General features: G+C 72.5%; 11 protein-coding genes and 1 pseudogene. 5 read left to right on the forward strand and 7 right to left on the reverse strand.

Features of this window, described 5'->3' with window-relative positions:
• Nucleotides 1-17: 17 nt before the first annotated feature.
• The 6 genes from SZN_RS18535 to rsmI form a co-directional block, all read right to left on the reverse strand.
• On the reverse strand, nucleotides 18-935 hold the full coding sequence (locus SZN_RS18535; protein WP_007497245.1) for a 4-(cytidine 5'-diphospho)-2-C-methyl-D-erythritol kinase: 918 nt from the start codon (nucleotides 933-935) through the stop codon (nucleotides 18-20).
• Entirely contained in the window at nucleotides 936-1,823 is an 888-nt protein-coding gene (gene rsmA / locus SZN_RS18540; protein WP_007497246.1) for a 16S rRNA (adenine(1518)-N(6)/adenine(1519)-N(6))-dimethyltransferase RsmA, read from the reverse strand.
• Between the two features lie 60 nt (nucleotides 1,824-1,883).
• Nucleotides 1,884-3,422, reverse strand: coding sequence for a resuscitation-promoting factor (locus tag SZN_RS18545; protein ID WP_007497247.1), 1,539 nt, complete (start codon nucleotides 3,420-3,422; stop codon nucleotides 1,884-1,886).
• A gap of 138 nt (nucleotides 3,423-3,560) precedes the next feature.
• Complete coding sequence (locus SZN_RS18550; RefSeq protein ID WP_007497250.1) at nucleotides 3,561-4,442, reverse strand: TatD family hydrolase; 882 nt, start codon at nucleotides 4,440-4,442, stop codon at nucleotides 3,561-3,563.
• 37 nt (nucleotides 4,443-4,479) lie between these two features.
• On the reverse strand, nucleotides 4,480-4,890 hold the full coding sequence (locus SZN_RS18555) for a hypothetical protein (RefSeq protein ID WP_007497252.1): 411 nt from the start codon (nucleotides 4,888-4,890) through the stop codon (nucleotides 4,480-4,482).
• Between the two features lie 190 nt (nucleotides 4,891-5,080).
• Nucleotides 5,081-5,929 (reverse strand): 16S rRNA (cytidine(1402)-2'-O)-methyltransferase, encoded by an 849-nt coding sequence (gene rsmI / locus SZN_RS18560; RefSeq protein WP_208865820.1) that lies wholly within the window; start codon nucleotides 5,927-5,929, stop codon nucleotides 5,081-5,083.
• 62 nt (nucleotides 5,930-5,991) lie between these two features.
• Here rsmI and SZN_RS18565 point away from each other — a divergent pair, with 62 nt between their 5' ends.
• The 5 genes and pseudogenes from SZN_RS18565 to SZN_RS18580 all read left to right on the forward strand — a co-directional run bounded on the left by SZN_RS18565 (nucleotide 5,992) and on the right by SZN_RS18580 (nucleotide 11,575).
• On the forward strand, nucleotides 5,992-7,734 hold the full coding sequence (locus SZN_RS18565) for a dolichyl-phosphate-mannose--protein mannosyltransferase (RefSeq protein WP_007497256.1): 1,743 nt from the start codon (nucleotides 5,992-5,994) through the stop codon (nucleotides 7,732-7,734).
• Between the two features lie 214 nt (nucleotides 7,735-7,948).
• Complete coding sequence (locus SZN_RS43520) at nucleotides 7,949-8,482, forward strand: DUF6932 family protein (RefSeq protein WP_425274451.1); 534 nt, start codon at nucleotides 7,949-7,951, stop codon at nucleotides 8,480-8,482.
• A 236-nt stretch (nucleotides 8,483-8,718) separates the two neighbouring features.
• Nucleotides 8,719-9,465 carry a hypothetical protein gene (locus tag SZN_RS18575; RefSeq protein WP_244313385.1) on the forward strand — a complete coding sequence of 249 codons (747 nt, stop codon included), beginning with the start codon at nucleotides 8,719-8,721 and terminating at the stop codon, nucleotides 9,463-9,465.
• 67 nt (nucleotides 9,466-9,532) lie between these two features.
• Nucleotides 9,533-9,795 (forward strand): annotated as a pseudogene (locus SZN_RS43615) (penicillin-binding transpeptidase domain-containing protein); the annotation flags it as partial.
• 103 nt (nucleotides 9,796-9,898) lie between these two features.
• Nucleotides 9,899-11,575 (forward strand): penicillin-binding transpeptidase domain-containing protein, encoded by a 1,677-nt coding sequence (locus SZN_RS18580; RefSeq protein ID WP_007497261.1) that lies wholly within the window; start codon nucleotides 9,899-9,901, stop codon nucleotides 11,573-11,575.
• Between the two features lie 135 nt (nucleotides 11,576-11,710).
• Here SZN_RS18580 and SZN_RS18585 read toward each other — a convergent pair whose 3' ends face one another.
• On the reverse strand, nucleotides 11,711-12,070 hold the full coding sequence (locus SZN_RS18585) for an SsgA family sporulation/cell division regulator (protein WP_007497263.1): 360 nt from the start codon (nucleotides 12,068-12,070) through the stop codon (nucleotides 11,711-11,713).
• Nucleotides 12,071-12,161 lie beyond the last annotated feature (91 nt).

The following is a 12,161-nucleotide window of genomic DNA, read 5'->3' on the forward strand; positions in this document are numbered from 1 at the left end:
GCGCGGCGTCGCGGGGGTCAGCCCGCGGTGGTGCGCACCACCGTGGCCCCGGCAGCCGGGGCCACGGCCGCGCGTGCGGTGCGGCAGGTGCCGGACGCCGTCAGGGCCCGCGCCACCCGCGCCGCGGACTCCGCGTCGCGGGCGAGGAAGGCGGTGGTGGGGCCCGAGCCGGAGACGAGCGCGGTGAGGGCGCCCGCGGCGCGGCCCGCGGCGAGGGTGTCGGCGAGTTCCGGGAAGAGCGAGAGGGCGGCCGGCTGGAGGTCGTTGGAGACGGCGGCGGCGAGCGCGTCCGGGTCGCCCTTGGCGAGGGCGTCCAGCAGCGGCTGGGAGGCGACGGGTTCGGGGACGGCGGTGCCCTCGGTGAGCCGGTCGAACTCCCGGAAGACGGCGGGTGTGGACAGGCCGCGCGCGGCCGTCGCGAACACCCAGTGGAAGGCGCCGCCGACGTCGAGGGTGCGCAGCTTCTCGCCCCGCCCGGTGCCGAGCGCGGCACCGCCGACCAGGGCGAACGGCACGTCGCTGCCCAACTCGGCGCAGATGTCGAGCAGTTCGGCGCGCGAGGCGCCGGTCCCCCAGAGCGCGTCGCAGGCGAGCAGCGCCCCGGCGCCGTCCGCGCTGCCGCCCGCCATGCCGCCCGCGACGGGGATGTCCTTGACGATGTGCAGGTGCACGTCGGGGGTGAGGCCGCGGCGCGCGGCCAGCGCACGGGCGGCGCGCGCGGCGAGGTTGGTGCCGTCCAGCGGGACCTGCCCGGCGTCCGGGCCCTCGCAGGTGACGCGCGGGCCGCCCGGCGAGGGCGTCACGGTGACCTCGTCGTACAGGCCGACGGCGAGGAAGACGTTGGCCAGGTCGTGGAAGCCGTCCGGCCGGGCGGCACCGACCGCGAGCTGGACGTTGACCTTGGCCGGGACACGGACGGTGACGCCGGTGCTCACTTACTCGGACTCCTCGCGTGGGGCTGCCGCTTCCTTGTGCTCCGCGACGGCCGCGAACTCCTCGACCGTCAGGGCTTCGCCGCGCGCCTGCGGGGAGACCCCGGCCGCGACGAGGGCCGCCTCCGCGGCGGCGGCCGAGCCGGCCCACCCGGCGAGCGCGGCCCGCAGGGTCTTGCGGCGCTGGGCGAACGCGGCGTCGACGACGGCGAACACCTCGCGCCGGGAGGCCGTGGTCCGGATCGGCTCCGCGCGCCGGGTCAGCGCCACCAGGCCGCTGTCGACGTTCGGCGCGGGCCAGAAGACGGTGCGCCCGATGGCGCCGGCCCGCTTGACGTCGGCGTACCAGTTGGCCTTGACCGACGGGACGCCGTACACCTTGGAGCCGGGGGCCGCGGCCAGCCGGTCGGCGACCTCCGACTGCACCATGACCAGGGCGCGTTCGATGCTCGGGAAGGTGGCGAGCATATGGAGCAGGACCGGCACGGCGACGTTGTACGGGAGGTTCGCCACCAGCGCGGTGGGCGGCGGGCCGGGCAGCTCGGCGACCTGCATGGCGTCGGAGTGCACCAGCGCGAACCGGTCGGCGCGCTCGGGCACGCGGGCCCGGACCGTGGCGGGCAGCGCGCCGGCCAGCACGTCGTCGATCTCGACGGCGGTGACGCGGTCGGCGGCCTCCAGCAGGGCCAGGGTGAGCGAGCCGAGCCCCGGGCCGACCTCGACGACCACGTCGTCGGGGCGGACCTCCGCGGTGCGCACGATGCGGCGGACCGTGTTGGCGTCGATCACGAAGTTCTGGCCGCGCTGCTTGGTGGGGCGTACGCCGAGGGCCGCCGCCAGCTCGCGGACGTCGGCGGGGCCCAGCAGGGCGTCGGGGGTGGGGCTGCTCACCCGACAAGGGTACGGGGCGCCGCAGGCCGCGATCGTCCGCGCACCGGGCGGGGCCGCCCGTCACCTGTGCAGACGTCCCCCGCAGTGCGGCCAGGGGCTCGCGCCCTGGCGCACGTACAGCTTCTTCGCCCGCATCGTCTGCTCGGCCGGGGGCGCGTCCTGCGGCCGGCCCTGGCCGCCGAGGCCGCGCCAGGTGCGGGTGTCGAACTGGTACAGCCCGCCGTACGTCCCCGAGGAGTCCACCGCGTCCGGGCGCCCCCCGGACTCGCAGGCGGCGAGGCCCTCCCAGTCGAGTTCGCCCGTGCCGTTCATCGACGTCGGCAGCGGCCTGGTGCCCACCTTCACCACCTGCGTCTGCGGTTCGCGCACCACCTCGGTGCCGATCCGCCGGGGCTTGAGGCGGACCCCGTTGACGGTGCGCAGCGCGTAGGTGAGCCGCCGCAGGCCGTGCTGGCCGGCCCGCTCGACGACCTCCGTGCCCCGGAACACCGTCGGATCGTCCACGCGCTGCACGGCGAAGGGGATCGTCTCGTCGCGGATCTCCCTGCCGCCGGTGATCCGCAGGACGGTGACCGCCTGCCCGTCGCGCGGGAAGCTCTCGGTCGGCGCCGACGTGGAGTCCTGCCCGCGCAGGGTGATCCCGGCCTGCTCGACCACCTCGCCCACGGTCTCGGCGTTGGTGCGCACGGTGCGGGAGCGGCCGTCCGCCAGCACCGTCACCGCGCGCTCGGTGCGCACGGTGAGGCCGAGCCCGCCGCGCCCGATGCGCCGGGACCCCGGCACCGACACGTACGCCCCCTCCGTGCGCACCCCCAGCTCCCGCAGCGCCGCCTCGACCGTGTCCGCGGTCGTCCACACCTCGCGGCGCCGGCCGTCCAGCGTGAGCCGCAGCGGGCGGCCGTGGCGCACCGCGATCTCGTCGCCGCTGGCCAGCGCCTTGCCGGGGCCGGGCGTGACCAGGTCGTGCGCCCCGACGTCCACGCCCTCCCGGGCGAGCAGTTCGCCGACGTCGTCGGCGAAGGTGTGCAGGCTGCGCGGTCTGCCGTCGACGTTCAGCTCGATCGCCTTGTCCTTGGCGACGAAGGCGCTCGTCCCGCCCGCGAGGAAGGCGACGACCAGCGCCTGCGGGACGAGCCGCCGCATGGGCCCGTCCACCCGCTCGACGACCCGCCCCCGGCGCCGGTGCGCGGCCCGCCTGCCGCCCGTGGAGCGCGCGCCGGGCGCGTACGCCGCATCGGCCGCCTCGTACGCGGGGCGGTACGTGTCCTCGTAGGGCTCGTACTCCGCGTACTCGGGGTACTCGGAGTACTCCGAGTACTCGGAGTACTCGGGGTCCCCAGGCTCCTCGGGGCCCTCGCCGTACTCCGGGTCCTGGCCGTGTCCGGCGTACCGGGAGTGTGCGGCGTACTCGGCGCCCGCGCCGCGGCTCCCGTGTCCGGCGTGCCGCTGCCAGCCGGGACCGTCACTGTCCGTACGGGGCACGGCGGGGCGCGGCACTCCGTAGGGCTGGGTCCGCGCGCGGTACGGGTCGAAGCCGCCGTGGGCCGGTGGCCCCTGGGCGGGGCTCGGTCCATACGTCTCGAACTGCGCGTTGCTCACGACGACGCTCCAGCGGCGGGGTCCGTTTCGGGCCCCCAGAACCTAGCGGAGCGGTGGGGGGCCGCCAAGGCGACGCGACTACGCGCCGTGTCCGTGACGGCCGGTCAGGCCCCGCGAGCGTTATCGGGCGGTTATCGATCAGTAGCCGAAGGCGCGTGCCGTGTTCGACCCGAGTGCCGTCGCCAGCACGTCCTCGTCGATCCCCCGCACGGCGGCCATCGCCCGGACCGTGATCGGAATGAGATACGGGGCGTTGGGCCGTCCGCGGTACGGCACCGGGGTGAGGAAGGGCGCGTCGGTCTCCACGAGCAGCAGTTCCAGGGGGGCCACGGCGACCGCGTCCCGCAGGTTCCGGGCGTTCTTGAAGGTGACGTTGCCGGCGAAGGACATGAAGTAGCCGGCCCGCGCGCACACCCGGGCCATCTCGGCGTCGCCCGAGTAGCAGTGGAAGACGGTCCGCTCGGGCGCGCCCTCCTCCTTCAGCACGCGCAGCACGTCCTCGTGGGCGTCGCGGTCGTGGATGACCAGGGCCTTGCCGTGCCGCTTGGCCATCTCGACATGGGCGCGGAAGGACGCCTCCTGCGCCTCCCTGCCCTCGGGCCCGGTGCGGAAATGGTCGAGGCCGGTCTCGCCGACGCCCCTGACCTGCGGGAGCGCGGCCAGGCGGTCGATCTCGGCGAGCGCCTCGTCGAGCGCCCGCGCACCACCGGGCTCGCGGGCGCCCTGGCGCGACCAGCCGTCGGGGTCGCCGTGCACGAGACGCGGGGCCTCGTTGGGGTGCAGGGCCACCGTCGCGTGGACGGCGTCGTAGGCCGCCGCGGTCTCGGCCGCCCAGCGCGAGCCGCGCACGTCGCAGCCGACCTGCACCACGGTGGTCACCCCCACCGACGCCGCCTGGGCGAGGGCCTCCTCGACCGTGCCGGACTGCATGTCGAGGTGGGTGTGCGCGTCGGCGACCGGTACCCGCAGGGGGTCCGGCGGGGGCGGCGCGGGGTGCTGGTCGGCGGCGTTCGCAGGCATGCCCCGATCCTACGGAAGGGGCATGCCCGCGCCCGGCTCAGCCCGCCTTGCGCTGGAAGACGTGCAGGAGATCGGAGAGGTGCCAGTGGTGCTGCCCGCCGCCCGCCGTGCTCTGGCCGGGCACGCCCGGTACCTCCACCGGGCCGGCCTTGGGCACCGCGCGCTGCCGGTGCGCCGCGTCGCGCGCCGAGGAGACCCGGCCCGGCCGCATGATCCGCACGAGGTGGTTGTCGCAGTTGGCGCACGTGGGCCGGCTCAGCGGCGACGGCACGATCTGGCCGTCGGCCACGTACATCACGAACTCGCGACCCTCGCCGTCCGTGTGGTGCTCTATCTCGTACGACTGTTCCCAGCCGTGCCCGCACCTCATGCAGGCGAAGGAGTACGACTCGTGCACGATGGCGGTCACCCCGTTGCGGGCGCCGCCCTCCCCTGTGATCTCACTCATGCCGGCTCCTGAAGTCCGCTGGCGGGACGGGTCACGTCCCACTGCTCAGTGGACTCCTCCGCGGAAGCGAAGGCACGCGATCTGTGCACTGTTGATGACGACTTGGGCGTTCCTTGCCGAAAGCCCCGGGGCGCTTTACCGCCGCATGGGGCGCCCGCTCATACGAAATACGCCCTGCTCACCCGGTATTTCACGCCCCCGCGTTCTTCGCCGCCACCACCGCGTCGAAGACCTCGCGCTTGGGCAGCCCGGCCGCCGCGGCCACCGCCGCGATCGCCTCCTTGCGCCGCTCCCCCGCCTCTTCGCGGACGCGGACCCGGCGCACCAGCTCCCGCGCGTCCAGTTCCTCGGCCCCCTTCTCGGGAGCGCCCTCGACCACGACGGTGATCTCCCCGCGCACCCCCTCGGCGGCCCAGGCCGCGAGCTCGCTCAGTCCGCCGCGCCTGACCTCCTCGTACGTCTTGGTCAGCTCGCGGCACACGGCGGCCCGGCGCTCGGCGCCGAAGACCTCGGCCATCGCGGCGAGCGTGTCGCCGAGCCGGTGCGGGGCCTCGAAGTAGACCAGCGTGCGGCGTTCGGCGGCCACCTCCCGCAGCCGCGACAGGCGCTCCCCCGCCTTGCGCGGCGGGAACCCCTCGAAGCAGAACCGGTCGACGGGCAGCCCGGACAGGGCGAGCGCGGTCAGCACGGCCGACGGCCCCGGTACGGCGGTGACCCGGATGTCCTGCTCCACCGCCGCCGCGACCAGCCGGTAGCCGGGGTCGGAGACCGACGGCATCCCCGCGTCGGTGACCAGCAGCACCCGCGAGCCCGCCCGCAGCGCCTCGACCAGCTCGGGTGTGCGGGCCGACTCGTTGCCCTCGAAGTAGGACACGACGCGTCCGGCCGGCTGCACGCCCAGCGCCTGGGTGAGGCGCTTGAGCCGCCGGGTGTCCTCGGCGGCGACGACGTCCGCGCCGGCCAGTTCCTCGGCGAGCCGCGGCGGGGCGTCCCGCACGTCGCCGATGGGGGTGCCTGCCAACACAAGGGTTCCTGTCACGTTTCCATCCTCGCAGGGCGCATCCGCGCGACTGTCACAGACGTGTTCCCTACGATGGCGCGGTGACCAGTACCGCGTCCTCCACGGACACCCGGCAGGGCCAGGCAGCGCACGAGCACCGCCCGTCGTGGCAGCAGCGGCTGCGCCGATTCGGCTCCCCGCGGCAGCCCACAGGCGACGTACGCGACCGGCTCGTGCCCCCGTACGTCACGCCCGGCCCGCGGATGTGGCAGTTCCTCGGCGTGGGGCGCCCGCTGGCGGAGCGGATCGCGCGCCTGTCCGGCTGGGGCGGCCCGCTGCTGGTCACGCTGGTCGCCGGGGTCCTGCGGTTCTGGAACCTGGGCAGCCCGAAGGCGGTGATATTCGACGAGACGTACTACGCCAAGGACGCCTGGGCCCTCGTCCACCGCGGCTTCGAGGTCAGCTGGGACAAGAACGCCAACGACATGGTGCTCAACCTGGGCGACCGGGTCACCATCCCCACCGACGCGGCGTACGTGGTACATCCGCCCATCGGCAAGTACGTCATCGGGCTGGGCGAGCTGATGTTCGGCTTCAACCCGTTCGGCTGGCGGTTCATGACGGCGCTGCTCGGCACCCTCTCGGTGCTGCTGCTGTGCCGCATCGGCCGCCGCCTCTTCCGCTCCACCTTCCTCGGCTGCCTCGCGGGCGCGCTGATGGCGGTGGACGGGCTGGCGTTCGTGATGGCGCGCACCGCGCTGCTCGACGGGGTCCTGATGTTCTTCGTCCTGGCGGCGTTCGGCTGCCTGCTCGTCGACCGGGACCGGGCCCGCGCGCGGCTGGCCGCCGCGCTGCCCGTGGACGCCGACGGCCGCGCCCGCCCCGACGCGCACATCGCCGAGACCCTGCGCCTGGGCTGGCGCCCCTGGCGCTGGCTGGCGGGTCTGACACTGGGCCTGGCCGTCGGCACCAAGTGGAACGGGCTGTACGTACTGGCCGCCTTCGGCCTGATGACGGTCCTGTGGGACGTCGGCACGCGCCGGGTCGCCGGTGCCCACCGGCCGTACGCGGCCGTCGTCCGGCGCGATCTGGGACTGGCCTTCCTCGCGACGGTCCCGGTCGCGATCGTCACGTACCTCGTGTCGTGGCTCGGCTGGATCCTCTCGCCCACCGACGGCAGCGGCGGCTACTACCGCGACTGGGCCACCGCCAACGGCCGTACCAGCGACTGGTCGTGGCTGTTCCCCGACTGGTGGCTGAGCCTGTGGCACTACGAGAGCCAGGTGTACAAGTTCCACGTCGGCCTGTCGTCGCCGCACACCTACCAGTCCAACCCGTGGAGCTGGATCGTCGACGGGCGCCCGGTGTCGTACTTCTACGAGTCGCCCGCGCCCGGCCGGGACGGCTGCCCCGTCGACGCGGGCGGGAAGTGCGCGCGCGAGGTGCTGGCCATCGGCACGCCGGTGCTGTGGTGGGTGGCCGCGTTCGCGGTGCTGTACGTGCTGTGGCGCTGGCTGCTGCGCCGCGACTGGCGGGCCGGGGCGATCGCCTGCGGCATCGCGGCCGGCTACCTGCCCTGGTTCCTGTACCAGGAGCGGACGATCTTCTTCTTCTACGCCGTCGTCTTCCTGCCCTTCCTGTGCCTGGCCGCCGCCATGCTCCTCGGCGCGATCATCGGCCCGCCCCGCGCAGGCGACACCCGCCGCGTCGTGGGCGCGACGGCCGCGGGCGTCCTGGTGCTGCTCATCGCCTGGAACTTCATCTACTTCTGGCCCCTGCTCACCGGCCAGTCCATCCCCATCGGCCAGTGGCGGTCGCGGATGTGGCTGGATACGTGGGTATAGGCGGGCGAGCGCTCCGGCGGCCCGCACGACGATTCCGAGCCATCGCGGTCGTCGTCAGCCGCCAGCGGTCGCCGCGGGGCGGCCTCGGACAGCCCGCGTCACAACCCGCCCGCCCCCGAGTACGGGAAGAGGAAACACCACGGGCGAGACGAGGTTGCGCCGGTAGGATCGCCGCGCCGATCAAGCAGGAGGGGGATCGGACACCTTGACCTGTTTGCCCACTTTCAACCCGCTTACGGGCTTACTGCCGCCGGGCCGTTACGCGGCTTCTCTGGATGAGTTGTACACAACGCTCGTCGCATCCACACACTCTGCTGTCCGCAGCGAGATCTGGGAAGAATGGACCACGCACCACAGACTGGTTGAGGCACAGGTAGGCGAGGTCACACGCATGTGGATGGGAGGGAGCTTCGTGAGCACCAAGCGCGACCCCAGCGATATGGACGTGACCTACCTGGTCAAAGCCCAGTTCTATGACGATCTTGATCGTGAGACGCTGACGGATCTCGCCGACCTCACCGATGCCGCTTGGTGCGTCGAGCAGGGCATGCGCGTGGACGCCCTGCTCCTGCGCCTTCCTCAGAGACTGTCCGTCTCCCAGCTGGCACCGAGCCTGTTGGACGAGAAAACGAGCGAGTCCTTCCGAGATCTCGGCCTCTACGATGAAGTGTGCCAAGCCATCAAGCCCCAGTCGGTCCACTCAGTTCCGAGTGATCTGCGTCGAGGCTACGTCGAGGTGCTTCTATGACACCGCGCGCACCCATGCCCGACCCATCGGACAAGGATGCCGTCCGTCGTTGGATGAGGCAGATCCGGAACAGTCGCGTTCACGGCCGGCACGAAGCGCCGACTACGCCGGAAGAGTTCTCCGCGGTCCAGCGCAAGCGACTTCTGCGGTCAGCGGGAGTCCCGCTGCGAGAGATCGAACGGCGTCGGCTCGACGTGGCACTGACCGGGGCTCCAACCGTGCACCACACAGTGCCTGTGTCCACGCTTGGAGCATTTCTCACGAACCTGCAGGAGTCTGTTTCCGCTGTGGCCCAAGCCGTATGCGGGCGCCCCACTCGTTCCGCTTCGATCCCACGCGACATCCGCGAGGCCACGGCCCTCAGCGCTGCCGCCACATATCCGTCCTCCTTCGGCGTGGCGATGTACGGACCATCGGCGGACGAAAGCCAGTACGAACTTTTCAGCGAGCCTTCCGGCCATCTGTACACGATCCTCGATGAAGCAGTCAGCAAGGTGCTCGACATTGTCGACCTGTCGGAGGGGACTGGCTCCTCCAATGACCTGCTGACCGAGCAGCTGGCCCCACTTGGCCAAAGAGCCATGAAGCACATCGGCTCCCTCACGGCAGGGCTCACGGAAACCGGCGTGGGCGTACGCGTGACCTGGCAAGGACGCGAAGGAACGGTCAGGCGAAGCGACTGGAGCCCCTCCGGATTGCAGAGAGTTCACCTCCTGTGCGAAGAGAGCGAATTCACTGAAGCGGAAACAACAACGGTCACCGGCTGGCTGGGCGCCGCCAGCTCATTCCGCGGGAAAGTGGAAATCCGCACTGATGACGGCGCAATTATTCGCGCCAGTACTGATGAAGAACTGACGGGACGACTCGACGAGTATTTCAACAAGCGAGTTGAGGCAGAGGTAGAGGTGGAGAAAGTCGTCTTCACTGGCGGGCGAGAACGCAGACTCTATTCGGTACTGAGCCTCAGGAAGCTGGCAGGGTAAACAAGGGGCGAGTTCCCGCCTCTCAACGGCGAGCGTGCTGAGATATCGGCCAGGGGGCCGGACACCGCGACGGCTCACCATCGCCCGGGGCCGGGCGGGTATCGCGGCCCGGTTCCGGCGGAGGATGCGGCTGACCGCGACGCTGGGCACCGCCGCCCCCGTCACGAGCGCGCCGGGCGGTGGCATCGGCGCCGGGACCGGGACCGGGACCGGGACGGCCGAGGTCGACGGGTGGCGTCGCCGGACGGCTGGTTCACCGGCTTCCGCGGTGACGTGGCGGCGGCCGCGGCGGGCCCGATTGTCGCAGCCCTGCTACGAGCCACGGGCTGACGTCACCCCGGGGTTGACGGGACTCTAGGGTGGGCGCTGTCGTTGTGGGTGAGGGCAGCGGGGCGGCGGGGACCCCTGGGATTCGCGAGGGAAACGGAAAGCAGTGAGCAACAGAAACAGCGTCGCCGAGCGGCGGAAGACCAACCCGGCCGTGCTCGGCGGGATGATCGCCGTGGTGATCGGTGGCGCCGGACTCGGTGTCTGGGCCCTGTACGGCACAGGAGCGTCGGCCGACAGCCGTTCGCAGACGTCCACCTCCGAGCAGCGGGCGAAGAAGGTGAAGACCGGCCCGCTGTCCGCCGAGGAGGTCACCGCCGCGGCGCAGACCTTCCTCAGCGCCTGGCAGCGGGGCGAGGTGAGCGCGGCCGCCGCGGCCACGGACGACACCGCGGCCGCCGCGCCCCTGCTCACCGGCTACGCCAAGGACGCCGGCATCAAGGACGTCACCCTCACCGCCGGCACCCGCGCCGGCGACAAGGTCCCCTTCTCCGTGAAGGCGACGGTGTCGTACAAGGGCACCGACAAGCCGCTCGCGTACGACAGTTCGCTGACGGTCGTGCGCCGCGAGGCGGACGGCAAGCCGCTGGTGGGATGGGACGCGGCGGTGCTGCACCCCGCTCTCAAGGAGGGCGACACCCTGGTGACCGGCGCGGCCGGCACGCCGCCGGTCAAGGCGCTCGACCGGGACGGCGGCGAGCTGACCGCGGAGCGGTACCCGTCCCTCGGCACGGTCCTGGACGGGCTGCGCGCCCGCTACGGCGAGAAGGCCGGCGGCAAGGCGGGCATCGAGCTCCAGGTGGTGCGCGGCAAGGCGTCCAAGAAGGCCGACCTGGCCGACAAGACGCTGCTGGCGCTGAGCGAGGGCACGCCCGGCGAGGTGCGCACGACGCTGAACCCGGCGCTCCAGGCCGCCGCCGAGAAGCAGGTGGCGTCCAAGTCGCGGGCCTCGGTGGTCGTACTGCGTCCGTCGACGGGCGAGATCCTGGCCTTCGCGAACTCCTCGCGCGGTTTCAACGCCGCCTTCCAGGGCTCCCTCGCGCCCGGTTCCACGATGAAGGTCGTCACCGCCTCGATGCTGCTGGAGAAGGGCCTGGCCGGGATCAACAAGCAGCATCCCTGCCCGAAGTACTTCAGCTACGGCGGCTGGAAGTTCCAGAACCTGAACAAGTTCGAGATCAAGGGCGGCACGTTCAAGGCGAGCTTCGCCCGGTCCTGCAACACGGCCTTCATCAGCCAGGCTCCCAAGCTGGACGACAACAGCCTGACCCAGCAGGCCGAGCAGGTGTTCGGGCTGCGGATGGGCACGTGGGCCGTCGGCGTCCCCACCTTCGACGGCTCCGTCCCGGTCCAGTCGAACGCGCAGATGGCGGCCTCGCTCATCGGGCAGGGCGGGGTGCGGATGAACCCGCTGACCATGGCTTCGGTCTCGGCGACCATCAAGACCGGTACGTTCAAGCAGCCGTACCTGGTGTCACCGGAGGTCGACGGGCGCACGCTCGCCACTGCCGCGCGGTCCATGTCGGCCGGCACGCTCTCCCAGCTGCGGGAGCTGATGGCGTACACCGCGGCGGCCGGTACGGCGGCCGAGGCGATGGCGGGGGTCTCCGGCGACGTCGGCGCGAAGACCGGTTCGGCGGAGGTCGACGGGCAGAAGAAGCCCAACGGCTGGTTCACCGCCTACCGCGACGACCTGGCGGCGGCGGGCGTGGTCCAGGAGGGCGGTCACGGCGGCTCGACGGCGGGCCCGATCGTGGCGGCGCTGCTGAAGGCGGGCGGCTGAGCGCAGGCCGCCTGAGGTCAGAGCGCCTGACGTCAAACCGGCTGAGGCGGGGCGGCGGCTCACCGGGAGGCGGCGGCTCGCCGGGCCCCGGCGAGCGACCCGCTCGGCGGCCGACCCGCTCGGCCGGTGACAGGCTCAGCGGGTGACGGGCTCGGCGGCCAGATAGGTCCGGCGCAGGAACCGCATCAGCGCCTTCGTCTCGAACTGCACGACGGAGACGCCCTGCGCCGAATGGAACTCCACGACCGCCTGGACCCGGCCGCACGGCCACACCCGTATCTCCCCGGTCCCGGCCGGGGCCCGCAGCCCCTGCTCCAGCAGGGAGCGCGAGAAGGTCCACTCGTGCGCCTCGTGTCCGGGAAGGCGCACCCGTACGGAACGCGGGTCGGAGTCCGGGTCGTACCGCAGGACCACCGGCACCGCGTCCTGCTCCTGGAGCAGGAGGTCCGCGTCCGTGACGATATGGGCTCGCGCGTACTGCTCGACTACGGACATCGGACGGCCCCTTCACCCTGAGTGACCCGTGCGGAGGGCGCACCTCCGCTCCCCTTCCAATGTCGCACATCTCCCCGAAAGCGCTCACCGG

Source organism: Streptomyces zinciresistens K42 (assembly GCF_000225525.1).
Classification (GTDB): domain Bacteria; phylum Actinomycetota; class Actinomycetes; order Streptomycetales; family Streptomycetaceae; genus Streptomyces; species Streptomyces zinciresistens.

Bases quoted from the DNA above. Each gene is read 5' to 3' on its own strand.
- SZN_RS18555 (WP_007497252.1), bottom strand. From the start codon at position 4,890: ATGAGTGAGATCACAGGGGAGGGCGGCGCCCGCAACGGGGTGACCGCC.
- SZN_RS18585 (WP_007497263.1), bottom strand. From the start codon at position 12,070: ATGTCCGTAGTCGAGCAGTACGCGCGAGCCCATATCGTCACGGACGCG.
- SZN_RS18550 (WP_007497250.1), bottom strand. From the start codon at position 4,442: ATGCCTGCGAACGCCGCCGACCAGCACCCCGCGCCGCCCCCGCCGGAC.